Source organism: Pedobacter sp. 01T416_2, from assembly GCF_056398925.1.
This window is the reverse complement of sequence record NZ_JBFTQI010000020.1, coordinates 1-18,372: the sequence shown is the minus strand read 5'-3', so window position 1 is coordinate 18,372 and position 18,372 is coordinate 1. Positions and strand designations below refer to the sequence as shown.

Here is an 18,372-nt window from a genome sequence, read left to right as displayed (position 1 = left end):
CCGTTTAAGGTCTATATAAATTTTACAAAGCCCTTTAAATGCGTTTAAAGGGCTTTTTTGTTGAAATTGTTTCTGTAAAAATCTGTATTTCAGTTACTTGATGTAATTCTTTTGTGGAGAATATGTTTATAAAAGAATAGAATGTGGAAAAAAATGGCGTAGAGGGCTGTTTTTTATTGTTCTAAAAATTTTTTTATTTCACCAAACCCTTTAAATTAGAGTAAGATAATTAAAACTAAAACCTTAAAGAACCATAGGAGTAATTAAAAATGAAAAAATTCGAAGAAGTAAAAAGTTTAGTGGCGGCTTTAGAAGCTGATGCAGACAAATTTTATAATAAAGGTAACAGCGCAGCTGGAACCCGTATACGTAAAGGTATGCAGGATTTGAAAAATTTAGCTCAGGCCATCCGTTTAGAAGTTCAGGAAACTAAAAACAAAGCTTAAGCGATCTAAATATTATAACAAAAAAAGCCTCATTAGAGGCTTTTTTTGTTATAACCATTCATTATTTTTAATCAATCTGTCAAATATTTTTATTACTGTAAAATATATAAGACAAATTATCCTTCATCCTTAAGTTTCCTTAGCTTTCATACTTTAGCGCTTGTGTTCCTTTATAAGTGATCAGATATTGCCCTGAAGGGTTGGTATTGCAACCTTTGCCGATATATTAGTAAACTGTTTAAATGCAAGGAGAACAATTAAACACTGAATTTATGTGCTAAATTATATGATATTTATTTGGTACCAGAGTAAGGTAACTTTGGGTGTCAAATGCTAACGTTATTAACTGTTTATGGTGTCAAAATATTTGCAATATACTCGGCCAGCTAGTGAAGATGTCAGTCATGTCCTGAATATCATGGGCGCTGTTCATCCAATAGATAGTAAATTGACTGAGGAGTTCGAAAAGCACCTCCTGCAGCTAAGAATAAGCAAAGACCAGATACTTTTTAATGAGAATGAAGTGTGTGAATACATATATTTTATCGTTAAAGGGGCCTTAATGGGTTGTACTACGCACAACAAGCAAAAAATAACAACCTACATTTCAGTTGAAAATGATTTTGTTAGTTCCATATCAGGTCTTCATGGGTCGGGTTATTCGCAGGAGTATGTAGTGGCCGTTGAAGATACCCATTTGCTGGCCATGCGTAATGATGAACTCAACCGTCTTTTTTCACATCATTTCGAACTGAATTATATTTTCAGGGTTGTTTTAGAAAAATATTATAAAGATGCRCAGCAAAGAGCGCACATTATACGGGTAGGAAACGCAAAAGAAAGGTATCTGTATTTTGCCAAAACGAATCCAGGCTATTTAGACCGCTTGCCATTAGAGCTGGTTGCCTCGCTGCTAAATGTTAAAGCTTCAACACTTTTATCCATCAAGAAAAATTTTTCAGGGAAAGATAAAAATAAGGAATTGGAAGAGTGGGGACAAAAATTAGAATTGCATATCAATAAACATCAATCATTCAGGCATAAAGATGTCAGGCTTCAATCTCTTTCTAAAGAGATTGGTTTAAGCAGTCATAAACTTTCTATTGTCTTAAACAGCTATTTCAATAAGAGCTTTATTGATTATATCAATCAATATCGTGTAAATTGGATTAAAGGAAGCATCCGGAACCCTGATATCATGCAGAACTTTACGCTAGAGGCACTCGCTTACAGCGCAGGTTTTTCTTCACGGAGTGCTTTTTATAGCTCCTTTAAAAAACTGGTAGGAATGAGTCCTGTTGAATATTCGAAAACCCTCGATCAAGAAAAAACTTCAGCTTAACGTTTCTGTTACAGAAAGGCACTCTTAAGGTACTTTTTATTGTATAGTTGTGTTGATTTATAATACAGGACAAACTTGCTTCTGTATTATGTGCTATAAGGTGCATGTTTGGCTAATTTCGTGCAACAAACATAAACTGTTAGATTTCATAGGCTGATATTGGCCAAAATTGATTAAAACTATGATAAGAATAATGCGTGCAGCAGACTGGGGTGAGGTTAGTGCCATTTATCAGGAAGGAATCGATACTGGTACTGCGAGTTTTAGGACCCCTGATATTTCCTGGGAAAACTGGGATTCGTCACACCTTAAGGCTTGTAGGTTTGTGGCCTGTAAAGGTAAAGGAATTATAGGTTGGAGCGCGCTTTTGCCAGTGTCGGCGAATTATGATGTTGGTAGGGTAGGTGAGACAGAAGTGTATGTTAAACATGGCTATAAAGGCCAGGGAATAGGCTCTTTACTGTTAGACGCACTTGTTAAAGAGAGTGAAAATAAAGGTATTTGGATGCTTCAGGCCGGGATATTTTTGCAAAATTCGGCCATATTGAAAATCTATGAAAAAGCGGGGTTCAGGGTAGTGGGCTATCGCGAAAAAATAGGAAAGGCAAAAGGCGTTTGGCAGGATAACCTGCTGATGGAAAGAAGAAATAAATTGATTGCTTAGCATCTTAAAAAAAGTGCTTGTATTATAAAGACAATTTCTCTTCAGATTCTGTCATGTTGAGCCTGTCGAAACACCATTAAACAAGTCCTTCGACAAGCTCAGGATGACAAATCTATATTGTATTCAATCTCTCTTTTTACCTAATGGATAAATTTATAGTCATCTAAACGGTCTGACTTCACGAAGCGCGTAAGTTTACCCTGATAAAAATAAAAGAAAGTAAAAGGTTCGGGTTTTGGGATAAATGAGTTTGAGGTCATGCGGTAAACATTTGTGCCATCATCATTGGCCAACATCAGTTCTGCGGAACGATTAGCCTTTTTAAAATCATTTTCGGGCATCCCAATTACTATTGAAGATTCAACATACGACCTGCTTTTGCACCCCATGGCCATTACTGCCACAAAAGCAATTAACAATATTTTTTTCATGGTTATCTCCCTTATTTCTGATTAGCTTTTGATTCTTCTATTTTCACGGTTGTGTTATTGAAGTAATGCGTTTTTTGCTCAAATTTGTATAGTTTTTTTTGTGCAAAATAATAGAAATCAGAAAACGTTGATCTTTCTCCCGAACCTTTAAAAACTTCGTAGATTGTCGAATCATTGGCCAGGTAAACTAAAGTGGCCCGGCGATGAGAATCTTTAAAATCATTTTCGTTCATTCCAACATGGATATTGGATGATTCACTGCTCAGCTTAGCGCGTAAGGCGCAGCCGCTGACCATTACGGCCAACATGGCAATACATAATACATTTTTCATTGTGTGTTTAATTTGTGTGTATCGAAGCCAATTCAATAATGGTGCCTTTAATACACCTGAAACTTTTGTAGCGTTATAGTTTTTTAATTTTTTTTTAAGTTGTTGATTGTCAGTTGATTTATTTGCGTAATTTTTTATTTACACACAAAAAAACAGATTGTCTTCATTTACTTTTCAGCAAAATCAAACAATCTGTTCTAAAAATATTAATTGGGGTAGTGTTTAAGCCACCTCGCTTAGTTTTTCTATCTCTGCAATAATCGATTTTTCTAACGCTACAGAAGCTTTAACCAATGGCAACCTTACTGTATCGCCACAAACACCTAAATGTTTTAATGCCGCCTTTATTCCTGCCGGATTGCCCTCGGCAAAAGCCAAACGGGTAAATTCTATTAAGCTTAAATGAGCAGGCAAGGCCGCTTTATAATCGCCAGCTAAACAAAGTTTCACCATATCAGAAAATTGCTTAGGTAAAGCATTCCCGATTACAGAAATAATCCCTGCTGCACCTAAAGCGATCATTGGCAAGGTAACCGGGTCATCACCAGAGATTAAAAGAAAATCTGCAGGTTTATCTCTCATAATCTGGTTAAACTGATCAAAACTTCCTGAAGCTTCTTTGGTCGCGATGATGTTTTTAAAATCATACGCCAGTCTGCAGGTAGTTTCCGGGCTCATGTTGCTTCCGGTACGGCCAGGTACGTTGTATAAAATCAAATCTAAAGGAGAAATTTCTGCTAAGTATTTATAGTGCTGATAAATTCCTTCCTGCGTAGGTTTATTGTAATATGGACTAACCGATAAAATGGCGCTGTATCCGTTAGCATCGAAAGATTTAATATCTTCAGCAACGGCCAAAGTGTTATTGCCACCTATGCCGGCAACTAGCGGTAATCTATTGTTATTAATTTCAGCAGTATAGGCCCACACCTTCTTCTTCTCGTCCTTGGTCATTGTAGCGGTTTCGCCGGTTGTACCTAAAGAAACGAGGTAATCTATCCCTCCGTCTACCAAATGATTAATCAGGTTTTTTAAGCCGTTATAATCAACTGATCCATCTGTGTTGAAAGGTGTAACTAATGCTACCCCAGTACCCTGAAATTTGTTCATTTTAATTTATAATTATTGAATTTTGAATGAGAGATTGAATGAATGCCTTGGACATTCTATCATTCACTAATTCAATCACTCTCTCATTTTATTTTATCATCTCTAAAAGTTCGGCATCGCTGATGATCGGAACGTTTAGTTTATTCGCTTTTTCTAATTTCGATGGACCCATATTGTCGCCTGCTACCAGGTAATTCAATTTGCCCGAAATACCACTCAGCATCTTGCCTCCATTAGCCTCAATCATATCTTTTAGTTCATCGCGACTAAATTTTTCAAAAACGCCCGAAATTACGAATGTTTTTCCAATAAGTCTATCACTATCAAGCGTAATTACTTTTTCTTCAATTTCAAACTGTAATCCGGCTAATTTTAATAATTCTACCTGCTGTAAATGCTCAGATTTTCCAAAATACTCAACAATACTCTCTGCAATTCGCTGGCCGATCTCATCAATGGCAATTAATTCCTCTACAGTAGCTTTAGAAAGGTTGTCGATATTCTTTACGCCAGCGGCAGTTTTCTTTGCAACTGTTTCACCAACATATCGGATACCCAAGCCAAAAAGTACTTTCTCAAAAGGCATTTCCTTCGACTTTTCAATTCCTGCAAGCATGTTCTCGATCGATCGTTCTCCGAAACGGTCTAAGGTTTTCAGTTGATCTGATTTTTGGTACAGGGTATATAAATCGCTGATGTGCCTTACAAGGCCATGCTTATAAAAGGTTTCAATAGTTTCATCACCGAGCCCATCAATGTTCATGGCCTTGCGTGAAATGAAATGCTGAATTTTTCCAACAATCTGCGGCGGGCAACCCTCATCGTTAAGGCAATAATGAACTGCTTCTCCTTCTCTTCTGATTAATTCTGTTCCACATTCGGGGCAGTTGTGTAAATATTGAACCTTTGTAGCGCCAGGCAATCGCTTATCTAAATTTACCTTGATAATTTTTGGAATAATCTCACCACCTTTTTCTACATAAACGGTATCGCCTTCATGTAAATCTAAACGATCTATTTCGTTTGCATTATGCAATGTAGCGCGTTTAACCGTGGTGCCGGCCAATAAAACAGGTTTTAAATTGGCAACCGGCGTAACTGCACCTGTTCTCCCTACCTGATAGGTTACTTTTTCTAATACAGTTTCAACCTCTGCTGCTTTGTATTTGTATGAAATGGCCCAACGTGGAGATTTGGAGGTGAAACCCAATTCTTGCTGTTGTGCATAACTGTTCACCTTAATTACAATACCATCGATATCATAACTTAGTTTAAAACGCTCGTTTTCCCAATGGTGGATAAATTCCAGTACTGCATCGATGTTAGAAACTAGTCGGTTATGTTCGCAAACATGGAAACCCCAATCTTTTACGGCATTTAAACTTTCCCAATGGGTTTTAAATTCATTTTTATCGGTGTATAAGAAATAAATAAAACCATCTAAGGGCCGTTTGGCCACTTCTTTGCTATCCTGCATTTTTATAGTGCCCGAAGCAAAATTTCTAGGGTTTGCATAAGGGATTTCACCAAGTTCTTCACGGGCAGCATTTAAGCGTAAAAAGGCCGCTTTGTGCATAAAAATTTCCCCACGGATTTCGAAATGTTCGGGCGCAATCGCCGATTTGATCTGGTGTGGGATGGTATGAATGGTTTTTACGTTATTGGTTACATCATCACCTTTGGTGCCGTCGCCGCGGGTAACTGCACGTAAAAGTTTGCCGTTTTCATAAGTAAGGCTAATGGATAGGCCATCAAATTTTAATTCGCAAACGTATTCAAAATTATCGCCAATCGCTTTACGGATACGTTCATCAAAATCGCGGAGATCCTGCTCATTGTAGGTATTCCCCAACGATAACATGGGGTATTTGTGGTTTACGGTAATGAAATTTTTGGTAATATCTCCACCAACACGCTGCGTAGGCGAATTTGGATCGGCAAAATCAGGATTTGCTTTTTCGAGTTCGGCGAGGTGCTTTAATTTTTTATCAAACTCATAATCGCCAATAGTAGGCATAGCCAACACATAATAGTTATAATTGTGCTGGTTTAATTCGGCCACCAGGGCATCCATTTCTTCTTTTATTGCAGTTAGCGACATAAGACAAATATAGAAAAAGGAGCAGAGTGATTAATATTTTAGTTGTAAAAGCTGTAAATCTACTTTCTTGCTAAAAATGCCCATACGCTCAACGAATGGAATAATAAAACTACCATTTAGCCAGCTGATGGACTCGGTATTGGCATAATAAGAATTTTTGATGTCGTCCTTAGATATCAGATTGATTTTGTTTATTGTACCTGATTCCAGGTTCATTTCAGCATATACGGTAGCAACTGCAGTAAGACCATCTTTTTGGTTAGCTAAGATTCGAAGGGTTTTCTCTGCCAGGTTGAAGGAAACCTCTGATCCCTCTCCCGCGATACTACTTGTATAATCACGGGGCAAGAATTGATGATAAAGTGGTTTCATTTGAACATCATAGGCATTCATCAGAAGTGATCCCTCAGATGTAATAGAACCATGGCTGCTCGTAACAGAGAACCTTGGGGAAATAGTAACGAGAAGCGTATTGTTGTATTCTGCAATATGTCTGATATTCATGTATTTAATATCTGAGAAAGTCAGATCGTTGAATTTTTTGTTGGCCGGTACAAAAGACTTTTGCAGTTCTTTAACATGGGCTTTATCAAAAACTTCCTTTGTTGAGGTATAGGTACCGTTATTGAAATCGATTCTTGCAATTAACGTAGAGCGTTCTTTGTTCGTATTTTTGTAGAATATGCCAATGTAATTTACCAGGGGCTTTTTACTACTTGCAAAACTTATCGACGATATTTCATCCTGGTTAAAAGCATCCAAAGGAATGCTCACGGTTTTAAGTGGGCTGGGGTTACTGCTCAAATAAATTGCAACGTTACATTTTCCCTTCGAAGCATCTACCGTACTGATAATAAAACTGCCATCATCGCCACAAGATGCCTTCCAGGTATCTCCATCCGGCATGTCGGGTTCCATTTTTTGTATTTGTTCCAGCTTATCATTAAAATCGATTACGGTGTAGCTCTGAGATTCATTAAAATCCTTATCCATTTTAAGGGCAGTTAAAAAACCAACCACCGGTAAGCCTATATGCACCTTGCGTTTTAATGCTGTTAGCCTTGTCGCCATCTTAAAATAAGCGCCATCCTCAGAAAAAAAGAATTCTGGTGTTTCCACAAAATCCTTACTTCCATCATAAATTATCTTTTGAGAAAGTATTTTGCCAGTCTTTTCTTCCAACAGATAAGCGATAAATTGATTGGTAAAACTTTTAAAGTAGCTACGGTCTGTGGAGGCAACAACCATAATGTTGCTTTTAAATTTTCCAATTGCCATTGGAAAACCAGTAAGTGTTGTAAGCCATTTCTGACTGAGCTTATCATCAACGGTAACCACTGCAAAGTCAGCTTTAGGTACGTCAACAATCATGGCGATGGCGTTACCGGATAAATCTACTTTTGTACCGTACCTGCTATCATAAGAGGCTCGGATGTTCCAGGTTGGTTTTTTGATAACATTAATCTGCTGTTGAGCGAAGGTGTTGAACTGCAAAACGATGATTAATAGGGAGAGAATTAGTTTAATTTTCATTTAGTTATTTGGTTTTTGCCCAAATATATCAAAATAATCAAACCAGTTTTTTCTCAATCTCTTTAAAAATATCCATGTAATCTTTTTCCAGAACGGTTTTAAAAATCCCAAGTTCAAAAGTCAGCTGCTGCAACTGCTTTTCATTTAACGTTTCCGGCCACAAACGCATACAGATCCTGTTAAGGGCATAACTGATATTTTCGAGTTTTTGGTAACTCAACAGGTATTTACTGCTGATGAACTTTTCTAGAAAATTGAAAAATACCTCCGGATCTTTCAGGTTACAGTGCTCCAGAAAATCGCTCAAGGATTCTTTTTTTACCGCTTCGAGTTTATCATAAAAATGATTTACCTGAACCAGATTATGTGTTACCAATAAATGATCCAATAAAAGTTCTAAGCCAATGTGTGCGAGGAATGAGGGGCGGACTGCAGTATTTTCTACAATGGGCTTAATGAGCTGCTTAAGCTCGGTGGTTTTCTCAAGGAAAAAATTAGAGGAATGAAAAAGCAGGTCGACCGCTAAATGTCTTTTCCAGCCAAAAAGCAGGTTTTCTTCATCAGGATTTCCTTTAAACAGGAATTCATTCTTCTGTGGGTATAGATTTGCCTCTTTTGCAGCATTTTTAATCAGATCTGGCAAAACCGTTCCCATTACCACATTGGCATCATTATTTGTCCGGTCGAAATAATAATGGGATAAAAAGTTCATTTTGCAAGGTAATGTTTTCTTATATGGTTGTAAAGAGCCAATGGTAAAATATTGGTAAGGTTACGGGGCTGCAAAGCGCAATTGCGATAACTCATTTACAAAACCAACTAATTTGCTTTAAACTAAGCTAAAATTTTATCTTTGCACGCACATTATTAAAGTGTTTGTACAATGACGAATTTTGTTGAAGAGTTAAGATGGCGTGGCATGTTGCATGATATTATGCCGAATACTGAGGAAAAGTTAAACGAGGGTATGACTTCTGGTTATATCGGTTTCGACCCTACTGCAGATTCGTTGCACGTTGGACACTTAACGCAGATCATGACACTGATTCATTTTCAAAATGCTGGTCACAAACCGTTTGCTTTGGTTGGTGGTGCTACAGGTATGGTAGGCGATCCATCGGGAAAATCTGATGAACGTAATCTTCAGACACCTGAAATGATTGAGCATAACCTGAAAGGGATGAAAAAGCAATTATCTAAATTCTTAAAATTTGAAGAAGGTGGAAATGGCGCTGTAATGGTTAACAATGCCGATTGGTTTAAGGATATGAATCTTTTTACCTTTATCAGGGATGTAGGTAAACACATTACCGTGAACTACATGATGGCAAAGGATAGTGTTAAAAGACGTTTGGAAGGTGATTCTGGCCTATCTTTTACCGAGTTCTGTTACCAGTTGATTCAGGGTTACGATTTTTATCATTTATGGAAAAATGAAAACTGTTTGGTACAGATGGGCGGATCTGATCAATGGGGCAATATTGTTACCGGTACGGAGCTGATCAGAAGAAAAGATGCTGGTACAGCTTATGCCATTACTACACAGTTGATTAAAAAGGCAGATGGAACTAAATTTGGTAAAACCGAAAGTGGTGCGGTTTGGCTGGATCCAGAGAAAACTTCTCCATATAAATTCTACCAATTTTGGTTAAATGCATCAGATGATGATGTGAAAAAATGGATCCGCATTTTTACCCTTAAAAATAAAGATGAAATAGAAGCCTTGGAAAAGGAGCATGATGCCGCTCCGCATCTGCGTATCCTGCAAAAAGCTTTAGCTCAAGACATCACCATAAAAACCCACTCGGAGGAAGCTTTGGAAACTGCTATTAAAACATCTGAGTTTTTATTCGGTAACGGATCGTTAGAATTTTTGAAGAGTTTGTCAGAAAGCCAGGTGTTAGAAATGTTTGAGGGCATTCCACAGTTTAACATTTCTAAATCTGAACTAACAGAGGGGATCGATGCGGCTACCTTACTTGCAGAAAAGGCTACTGTTTTTCCATCTAAGGGAGAGGCTAAAAAAACCATTCAGGGTGGAGGTGTTTCGGTAAATAAAGAAAAGGTAGCTGAAATGGCCCAAGTCTTTAATGCAGATCATCTGATAAACGATAAATTCGTCGTGGTACAAAAAGGAAAGAAAAATTACTTCCTTTTAATCGCCGAATAATATTTCGAGCCCAATGAAACTGATAATAAAAGATCTATTCATTGGACTCGAATTTAAAATTGAACGGGAAGTTGATCTTCCGCATCAGGTTTTATTCGATCGAATAACCCAGGAGTTGGAAGCGCTGGATTATGAAGTAGTTGAAGGGGCTCATGAAAAGATCCTGTTTAAAGAAAGAAGTAATGACCAACTTGTTTCTACATATTACTTTTGGGATAGGGTGAATAGCGGAAGTTTCGAAATCATCGAGACCAGCAAAAGGCAAAGTCTAAAATTTCTGTTTTCGGTATCCATATTTGGGCCAATTTTGATGATTTTTGCTATGGTTGGAATGTTTTTAGGTATTAATTATATGATTTTTCCCTTTGCACTTATTTTTTGCGTGCTCAATACTCAAAGGGCAATCGATACCAAAAATAAAATGCACGAAATTTTTAACGATGTTACTCGACAGGAGATAAATTGATTGCAATTTAATCTGCTCCATGCTTTCTATACCTACTCCTGATCTGGCAACCTGTCCTTTTCATCCTTCTTGCGGTTAAAGCGGTAAACCAATGTTGCGGTGGTTAATCTTCCGATACCCTTAAAACTCGATTCTAAATAATAGGTAGCTGTTGTGGTAATCTGCTTATCGATAAACGAATCGAAAATGTTGTTTACCGCTAAGGTAACTGAAACTTTATCTTTAAACAGGTCTTTACTGAGGGCGATATTAGCACGATACTGCGCTTTATTGACCGATTGAATATCGGTGTTTTTGGCCCTGTAGTTAAAACTGTATTCTATGGAAAAACTCTTCGGAAACTTCATCCGCGAGTTGATGCGGGTAAACCAGGTATGGTCTTCGGATCCATATTCTTTATTCTCAAAGGTACCCTGTTGCTTAAAAGCGTAATAGTTAAAATCCCACGATAACCGCCACCAGGATAGCGGGTTGTAGGTAGTTGAAATTTCTAGCCCATAACGGTCTTCGTAATCCAGGTTAACAGGAGTGTTTACAAAACCATTAACAGATTGCTTGAGTATAAATTCGAAGTAATTGGTAGCATGTTTATAATAAAGCGATGGGTTGAAAGTGAGTTTCCCCCATCTTTGCAGGATGCCCAGTTCGAACGAATTGGTGTACATGGGGTTTAGATCGGGGTTGCCCACTGTTAAGTTTCTGGTATCCGATAAGCCTGAAAACGGATTTAACTGCCAGAACTGTGGCCTGTTTATACGTCTGCTATAGCTTAAACGCAGATCGGTACTCTTTTGCAGCTTATAGGTGATATTTGCGGTAGGGAATAGATCGATATAATCTTTTAAAGCCTGGAAGGAGCCCTGTCGGTCTGAAATACCGATATCCGACAGTTCAGCCCTTAAACCCAGCAGGTAGTTAAACTTTTTGAATTTGTTCTCATACTGAAAATAAGCACCATAAATGTTCTCATTGTACTTGAGCTTATTGTCATAGGCTGGGAGCAGTACATCGTCCGCTTTGGCCCAATAGTCACTTCGGATGGACCTGATATTCGCCCTTACCCCGGCTTCGAATTTTGAATCGCCAGAGAAAGTGCCTACAAAGTCACTTTGAATAAATATCGCATCGCTGCTTTCAATATCTCTTGATGTTAAACGGCTTGTGTTCGTTAAAACTGGGAAAGTTTTTTGCTGGGTGATGTCCTGGTTTTCATCATCATTCCAAAAAACATATTGTAAACTCGTATTCCACTTTTGATCCTTGTTATCAAAGGTTTTTACATAATTCAGTTCGAGCTGATTGTATTTTTGTGGCTCTCTGTAATTCTCGAAACGGTTAATTGTACTATCGAGTATATTGTTTTTATTATAATAATTGTACAGGTAATTGGTGGTATCTTTATTCACCAGCAAATCATGATAAAAACTTCCGGTTAAGGTGTTTTTGGAATTGATGTAATAGTCCATTCCGAGGTACACATTGTAAAGATCATCATTTCTTCCCTGCTCGTTATTTTGTTTTAGTATAGTCTGTATCCCATTGTTTAACACGCTTTGGTATCGTTGCTCCGATCCATAGAGGTTCCGGTACCGATAACCGATGTTACTAAAAAGGTTGATTTTTTCGGTTTTATAGCTCAGATTTAAATTGCCGTTGTAATTTGCCGGATCGCCTACACCTACCTGCACTGAGCCGTTAAAGCCACTCAAAGTATTCTTTTTTAATACGATGTTGATAATACCCCCTCCGCCCTGGGCTTCGTACCTCGAAGATGGATTGGTAATTACCTCCACCTTTTCGATATTGCTGGCGGGTATCTGCTCTAAACCATTGTTATTGGTCAGCATAGATGGCTTGCCGTTGATGAGTACCTGTACACTTCCATTTCCACGTAAACTTATGGCGCCATTGGCATCTACATTTACGGAAGGCACATTGTTTAAAATATCATTGGCAGAGCCACCTTTTGAAATTAGATCTTTACCTACGTTAAATACTTTTTTGTCTAAACTTAATTCTACCGTAGTTTTTTCTGCTGTTACATCGACCGATTTCAACAACTGAACATCTTCTTTCAGGATAATGTCTCCAAGTTTAAGGTTCTGGGTTATTTCTCTGTTTTCGAGCAGTTGTGTTTTATAGGCAACAAATTCGATTTTAATGTGAAACCTGCCCGGTTGGGTGAGGAGTGTAAATTCACCTTTGCTATCTGTAACTGTGCTTTTTATAATTTTTTGATCAGCTACCGATAAAAGTTTGACGCCCGCGTTTTCGAGCGGTTTTAAGGTTTTTTCATCTATAACCCTTCCGGTAAGTTTAACTTCGGTTTGCGCAACGCTTTTCAGGGCTGATAATAAAAGGAGTAGGAAACACAATCGCTTAATCTGGTTCATGGTTTGTTTTAAATTTCCTGCAATATGGATGTTAGCACAAAGCAAAAACCCGTTTGAAGGCGTATAGGTAAGTATGGCATCCAAAAAGAGGTATTTTGGACCTTAACTCATTTCAGCATCCATTTGGATGTATCCGTATGCATTTTTGTTGTGTTCGTCGACGGTGCAAATTCGGATAGGTAAGAATTGTATATTTGTGTTGATGCCATTAATTGAGAGGATAGCCAAGTTCAGTTCCACACACCGGTTTCTTAGCCATATAATTTTTTGGCTGGTTACCTCTATTGTGTTTCTTAACCGCTATGATATTGATGAATACAATGATTTTCATAAAATCCTGATCCGGCATGCCTACTACATTTCCTTCACCATTATTGCTTCCTATTTTTTAACCTACCTGATCATTCCAAGGTTAATTACGGCCAAAACCTATTATGTGGTTGCCATTTACTTTCTGGTAGGAAGTTATATCATCTGTGTTTGTTCGAGAATAGTGGTGGTGCATGTGCTCGAACCTTTCTTAAGAACACCACCATTTGGCCAGGAGACTATCCTTGAAATCGCAATGGACGTACCCAAGCTTATTACACACTACTTTCCGTTAACGTTTTCTGCCGCCTGGATTTTTGCCTTTATTAAATTAATCAAAGAACAATATGTTATACAACAACATAAACTCTCTTTAGAAAAGGAACGGGCCGAAACAGAGTTAAAGGCCTTGAAGGCACAATTAAACCCACATTTTCTTTTCAATACACTGAACAATATTTACTCGCTTTCATTGGTTAACTCTCCAATTACTTCAAAATCAATTGCAGGTTTATCTGAAATACTCGATCATGTACTGTACAGGTGTAACAGTATGTATGTTCCTTTATCAGCAGAAATTACGCTGATTGAAAATTACATAGAACTCGAAAAACTAAGGTATGGTGGCCGTTTAGCGGTCAATTTTACACATAAGATAGACGATGATGCCACTATTGCTCCTTTAATTTTGCTCTCCCTGGTCGAAAATGCTTTTAAACATGGTGCTGGCGAAGATATTGGCCTGCCTGTAATCAATATAGATTTAAAACTGAACGAAAACCGTTTCCGTTTTATGGTTTCAAACAGTTTTATGCCGGGAAGGCAGAAAGAAGAAAATAGGATCGGGATAAATAACATAACCAAACAGCTTCAGCTGCTTTATCCTAAACAATACGATTTGAGCATTACTACCCACGATAATATCTTTGTAGTTTTACTACATATAAACCTAAAAAACAATACAAGTAAAAAAGATAAGATCTATGAAAGTAAGGTGTCTTTTAGTTGATGATGAGCCCCTGGCCATTCAGTTGATACAAAATCACATTGACCAGCTAGATACTTTTGAGGTTGTGGGTACCTGCTCAAATGCAATCAAAGCATTAGAGATGCTCAGAACTGTGCCCGTTGATCTGATGTTCCTGGATATTAAAATGCCCCAGATTACCGGGATTGATTTTCTTAAAACCTTAAAAAATCCACCTGCCGTAATTATCACAACGGCTTATCGCGAATATGCAATAGAAGGTTACGACCTCGATCTGATCGATTATCTGCTAAAACCCATTACTTTCGACCGTTTTTTTAAAGCTGTAGACCGTTATTTAAGATTAAGGCGCCCAAACGTTAAATCTGAGGTGTTTTCACCCCTTACCGCGCAGCAATCTATTTACATAAAAGCGGGAGGTAAGTTCCATAACCTGAATAAGGAAGAGGTATTGTACGTGGAGAGTTTAAAAGATTACATAGTAATTCATTGTACGGATAAAAAAATCACAGCGAAATATAAGATCGGCGATTTGGAAACTGAGCTCCAGGACAAGGCTTTTTTGCGTATACACCGCTCCTTTATAGTTAACCTGAAAAAAATAACCGCTTTTACCGCTTACGACATTGAAATTGGCACAAAAGAATTGCCCATTGGTGCAAGTTATAAGGAATATGTGTTTAAAAAACTGCAGCATACCGCGCTTAAATAATGCGATCTGCTTTTAGCAGAACATTTCATCCTGAAACAAAAAAAGCCACTTCCGTGGCTTAAATGAGATGCTAACTTATAGATGCTAATTAAATACGTAAAACTTATTAAAACACTTATAACATTTGTACCTCTTAACTGAAATCCATGGCATAAGCGTTTTAAAGAGAAAACCCCTGGGTACCCTGTAGGTTTCGAAATTTTTACACTTCGGACAAGATAAGCGGGTTTTAACTAAAGTTAATTCTTCTGTGGGTTCCATAATAAGCGTAAGTTTGGTTGGGTAAATCAAATTTACGCAAAATAAAACCTAAGAATAGCACCGAAAAACTACCATTTTGTTCATTTCATCGACTATTATTTCATTTTAAGGTAAAACACGCTCGAAAGGGTTCTTAAAGGTGTTTTTTGTTTTGTAATTTTTAACTTCTGTATCAGTTAAAAGACAATATTCTAGCGATTTTTTTAACTCATCGTTGTTCATTTCCTGTCCAATAAAAACAAGTTCATTTTTACGGTCTCCAAAATCATTATCCCAATCTGCATCAATTTCAGTTCTGTTTTCCAGGTAGTCCACGTATTGTTCACGTTCATGCTGCTGCATGCTTGCCCACCAAACCCCTGCAGGGTCGATGCGTAAGGAACCGCCTGCCTGCGAAAAATTAATTGCTTGCTCTGGCATGGCAGCAAGATAGAATATACCTTTTGATCGGATAATATTCTGCGGAAATTCCTTATTGATGTAATTCCATAATCTTTCAGGGTGAAAAGGCTTTTTAGAACGGAACACGGTAGAACTTATTCCATATTCTTCGGTTTCGGGCTGATGGATTTCTTCTAATTCTTTTTTCCATCCTGCTCCTTCAGATGCGGATTCAAAATCGAACAGTCTGGTGTTTAAAATTAAGGCAGGATCTATTTCTCCAAAAAGCGTCTGATAAATCTTGGCGTTTGGGTTCAGTTTGGAAATTAGTGCCCTGAGGACCTTAATATCGGTATCACTTACCAGATCGGTCTTGTTCAATAAAATTACATTGGCAAATTCAATCTGGTCGGTAAGTAGGTTTACAATAGTGCGTTTATCAGCCACATTATCAACCATGTTGCGGTCAGCAAGTTTATCTGCCGAACCAAAATCCCTGTAAAAATTATAAGCATCTACAACAGTTACCATTGTATCTAACTGGCTAAATCTGCTCAGGTCAATACCCGAAGCTTCATCAATAAAAGAAAATGTTTGTGCAACAGGAATGGGTTCAGATATTCCCGTGCTTTCGATCAAAAGATAATCAAAGCGGTTTTCTTTTGCCAGTTTTTCCACTTCGATCATCAGGTCTTCCCGCAGGGTACAGCAGATGCAGCCGTTGCTCATCTCTACCAGTTTTTCATCGGTTTTAGATAAGGCATGCTGATCTTTAACCATAGCGGCATCGATATTTACCTCGCTCATATCGTTCACAATAACGGCCACTTTTAAATCTTGCTTATTCCTCAATATAGCATTGAGCAGTGTCGTTTTACCACTGCCCAAGAAACCGCTCAATACGGTTACAGGTAATTTCTTTATCATGTTAATGCAATTATGTTGCAAATATAGTTCTGATTATTTTAAATGCAACTATATTGCTTTTATATTTGCAGACTAAATTTATTTTAATGAAACTACGGAGCTATAAAATCAACCTCGACCGGATCGGCATTACCGCCTCAACACTTTGTGCCATACATTGCGCGGCATTACCATTCCTGATCACTGTTTTGCCGATGTGGGGTATGGGGTTCCTGGCCAATGAAGCAGTTGAAATTACGATGATTGCAGTTTCATTGATTATTGGTATCTGGAGCTTAAGTGCTGCCTACCGGAAACAACATCACCGTATTATGCCAATCCTGGTACTTATTTCAGGCTTTGCCTGCATTGCATTCGGGCATTTTTCGGGAATTGAGCTGCTGGAACCGATTTTGATTCCGCTTGGTGGATTTACCATTGCGACTGCCCATTATATCAATTTAAGAATGCTCAAGTCTTGTCCCATCGATCACCAGTACTAAAAATTTATCCTTATTAACTAATATGTCAAAGAATTATAAAATCCTGTTTATCCCGGCGTTGTTGTTCATCACCATGTTAAACCCTGCCTGTAAGCACGGTGCAAATGATGGAATAGAACTGTACAGGCGTTATGCCATCAAAAATCTGGCAGTAAAAAAAGTGCAAAAGGTGTTACATCATGATTAAGATCAGTTCACTGGTACATGTTTATGAGAAGGGGAGAAGATTAAAATTTCCTGACTGGGCAATCGCAGATATGGAGCAATGGCTTTTACTCGGTGCATCTGGTAGTGGGAAAAGCACACTGCTCAATATTATTTCTGGTCTTTTGGAGCCAAGCCAGGGTGAGGTTTTAATTAATGGAACCGATTTATATACGCTGCCTGCAAGAGGGCGGGATAGGTTCAGGGGAAGACATATCGGAATCATTTTTCAAAGGCCACATCTTATTCGTTCACTTGATGTGCTCGATAACTTAGCGCTCGCTGCGGTAATGGCTGGGCTACCTGTAGATCATGAACGGAATCTTTCACTTTTGCACGATCTGGGTATTGCTGAGCTGGCTAAAAATTATCCTGACCAATTAAGTCAGGGGCAGTTGCAAAGGGTTTCGGTGGCGCGTGCATTGGTAAACAAACCTGATCTGCTGATTGCTGATGAGCCTACATCTAGCTTAGATGATGAAAATGCCAATCAGGTAATCCAGCTACTGACTACCCAGGCTAAAGATAATGGAGCTGCACTGATCATCGCCACGCACGACCGAAGGGTTCGGGACCACATTACTAAAACCTATCTACTCTAATGAATATCTTTAAAATCAGTAGCAAAAACCTCGTCAGGAATAAGCTAACAACAATTTTGAATATTATTTTAGTTGCCTTTGGTGTAAGCATCCTGTCTATTCTCTTTTTGGCTTCTACACAGATTAGTAACAAACTGGAAAAAAATGCCAAGGATATCGATCTGGTTGTGGGGGCAAAAGGAAGCCCCTTACAGTTGATATTAAGTAGCGTTTACCATATCGATTACCCAACGGGAAATATTCCGGCTAAAGATGCCTACAAATTAATGCAGAACCCTATGGTTAAAAGGGCTGTTCCATTGGCATTGGGCGATAATTATAACGGCTACCGGATTGTTGGCACTGATAGTACTTTCTCCAATCTTTACGGTTTATCTATCCAAAAGGGCAGTTTTTGGCATAAAGATTTAGAAGTAACCCTTGGTAGCACTGTTGCATTAACATCAGGGCTCAAGATTGGCGGTTTTTTTTTCGGCGCACATGGTTTAACCGGGAATGGTGATGTTCATAAACAACAT

The 18,372-nt window shown here is 38.1% G+C and carries 19 protein-coding genes; 11 read left to right on the top strand and 8 right to left on the bottom strand.

Annotated features, from left to right (window positions below; all coding sequences use genetic code 11):
- The first annotated feature begins 269 nt into the window (after window positions 1–269).
- The 3 genes from AC1DPQ_RS01940 (at window position 270) to AC1DPQ_RS01930 (ending at window position 2,452) form a co-directional block, all read left to right on the top strand.
- Complete coding sequence (locus tag AC1DPQ_RS01940; protein WP_029278061.1) at window positions 270–446, top strand: hypothetical protein; 177 nt, start codon at window positions 270–272, stop codon at window positions 444–446.
- A 367-nt stretch (window positions 447–813) separates the two neighbouring features.
- Complete coding sequence (locus AC1DPQ_RS01935; protein WP_477607696.1) at window positions 814–1,788, top strand: helix-turn-helix domain-containing protein; 975 nt, start codon at window positions 814–816, stop codon at window positions 1,786–1,788.
- A gap of 181 nt (window positions 1,789–1,969) precedes the next feature.
- Window positions 1,970–2,452: an N-acetyltransferase family protein gene (locus tag AC1DPQ_RS01930; RefSeq protein WP_477584682.1), complete on the top strand. Its 483-nt coding sequence runs from the start codon at window positions 1,970–1,972 to the stop codon at window positions 2,450–2,452.
- Between the two features lie 140 nt (window positions 2,453–2,592).
- Here AC1DPQ_RS01930 and AC1DPQ_RS01925 read toward each other — a convergent pair whose 3' ends face one another.
- The 6 genes from AC1DPQ_RS01925 to AC1DPQ_RS01900 all read right to left on the bottom strand — a co-directional run bounded on the left by AC1DPQ_RS01925 (window position 2,593) and on the right by AC1DPQ_RS01900 (window position 8,671).
- Window positions 2,593–2,883, bottom strand: a complete 291-nt coding sequence (locus tag AC1DPQ_RS01925) for a hypothetical protein (protein WP_477607694.1) — start codon at window positions 2,881–2,883, stop codon at window positions 2,593–2,595.
- Window positions 2,884–2,894: 11 nt separating this feature from the next.
- Complete coding sequence (locus tag AC1DPQ_RS01920; protein ID WP_477581259.1) at window positions 2,895–3,215, bottom strand: hypothetical protein; 321 nt, start codon at window positions 3,213–3,215, stop codon at window positions 2,895–2,897.
- Window positions 3,216–3,437: 222 nt separating this feature from the next.
- Window positions 3,438–4,325, bottom strand: a complete 888-nt coding sequence (dapA, locus tag AC1DPQ_RS01915) for a 4-hydroxy-tetrahydrodipicolinate synthase (protein WP_477581257.1) — start codon at window positions 4,323–4,325, stop codon at window positions 3,438–3,440.
- A gap of 88 nt (window positions 4,326–4,413) precedes the next feature.
- Window positions 4,414–6,426 carry an NAD-dependent DNA ligase LigA gene (gene ligA / locus AC1DPQ_RS01910; RefSeq protein ID WP_477607692.1) on the bottom strand — a complete coding sequence of 671 codons (2,013 nt, stop codon included), beginning with the start codon at window positions 6,424–6,426 and terminating at the stop codon, window positions 4,414–4,416.
- Between the two features lie 30 nt (window positions 6,427–6,456).
- Complete coding sequence (locus AC1DPQ_RS01905) at window positions 6,457–7,959, bottom strand: hypothetical protein (protein ID WP_477607690.1); 1,503 nt, start codon at window positions 7,957–7,959, stop codon at window positions 6,457–6,459.
- 37 nt (window positions 7,960–7,996) lie between these two features.
- Window positions 7,997–8,671, bottom strand: a complete 675-nt coding sequence (locus AC1DPQ_RS01900; protein WP_477581252.1) for an ACP phosphodiesterase — start codon at window positions 8,669–8,671, stop codon at window positions 7,997–7,999.
- A gap of 171 nt (window positions 8,672–8,842) precedes the next feature.
- Between AC1DPQ_RS01900 and tyrS the strand changes: the two genes are divergently transcribed.
- Entirely contained in the window at window positions 8,843–10,129 is a 1,287-nt protein-coding gene (gene tyrS, locus AC1DPQ_RS01895) for a tyrosine--tRNA ligase (protein WP_477581250.1), read from the top strand.
- A gap of 13 nt (window positions 10,130–10,142) precedes the next feature.
- Entirely contained in the window at window positions 10,143–10,595 is a 453-nt protein-coding gene (locus tag AC1DPQ_RS01890) for a hypothetical protein (RefSeq protein WP_477581249.1), read from the top strand.
- A 32-nt stretch (window positions 10,596–10,627) separates the two neighbouring features.
- Here AC1DPQ_RS01890 and AC1DPQ_RS01885 read toward each other — a convergent pair whose 3' ends face one another.
- The gene (locus tag AC1DPQ_RS01885) at window positions 10,628–13,072 is read right to left on the bottom strand and encodes a TonB-dependent receptor (RefSeq protein ID WP_477607688.1); all 2,445 of its coding nucleotides are present in this window, start codon (window positions 13,070–13,072) and stop codon (window positions 10,628–10,630) included.
- Window positions 13,073–13,190: 118 nt separating this feature from the next.
- On the opposite strand from AC1DPQ_RS01885, the gene AC1DPQ_RS01880 reads away from it, so the two are divergent.
- A complete protein-coding gene (locus tag AC1DPQ_RS01880) occupies window positions 13,191–14,306 on the top strand; it encodes a sensor histidine kinase (RefSeq protein ID WP_477581245.1) in 1,116 nt (371 codons plus the stop codon).
- Entirely contained in the window at window positions 14,281–14,997 is a 717-nt protein-coding gene (locus AC1DPQ_RS01875; RefSeq protein ID WP_477607686.1) for a LytR/AlgR family response regulator transcription factor, read from the top strand. The genes AC1DPQ_RS01880 and AC1DPQ_RS01875 overlap by 26 nt, the downstream gene beginning before the upstream one ends.
- Window positions 14,998–15,363: 366 nt before the next feature.
- On the opposite strand, the gene AC1DPQ_RS01870 is transcribed toward AC1DPQ_RS01875, so the two are convergent.
- Entirely contained in the window at window positions 15,364–16,566 is a 1,203-nt protein-coding gene (locus AC1DPQ_RS01870) for a GTP-binding protein (RefSeq protein ID WP_477582136.1), read from the bottom strand.
- 86 nt (window positions 16,567–16,652) lie between these two features.
- Between AC1DPQ_RS01870 and AC1DPQ_RS01865 the strand changes: the two genes are divergently transcribed.
- The 4 genes from AC1DPQ_RS01865 to AC1DPQ_RS01850 all read left to right on the top strand — a co-directional run.
- Window positions 16,653–17,048 (top strand): MerC domain-containing protein, encoded by a 396-nt coding sequence (locus AC1DPQ_RS01865; RefSeq protein ID WP_057932606.1) that lies wholly within the window; start codon window positions 16,653–16,655, stop codon window positions 17,046–17,048.
- A 22-nt stretch (window positions 17,049–17,070) separates the two neighbouring features.
- The gene (locus AC1DPQ_RS01860; RefSeq protein ID WP_477582134.1) at window positions 17,071–17,235 is read left to right on the top strand and encodes a hypothetical protein; all 165 of its coding nucleotides are present in this window, start codon (window positions 17,071–17,073) and stop codon (window positions 17,233–17,235) included.
- Window positions 17,228–17,854, top strand: a complete 627-nt coding sequence (locus AC1DPQ_RS01855; protein WP_477582132.1) for an ABC transporter ATP-binding protein — start codon at window positions 17,228–17,230, stop codon at window positions 17,852–17,854. Before AC1DPQ_RS01860 ends, AC1DPQ_RS01855 begins: the two co-directional genes overlap by 8 nt.
- A partial coding sequence (locus AC1DPQ_RS01850) for an ABC transporter permease (RefSeq protein WP_477607684.1) occupies window positions 17,854–18,372 on the top strand: 519 nt, incomplete at its 3' end. The genes AC1DPQ_RS01855 and AC1DPQ_RS01850, both read left to right, overlap by 1 nt.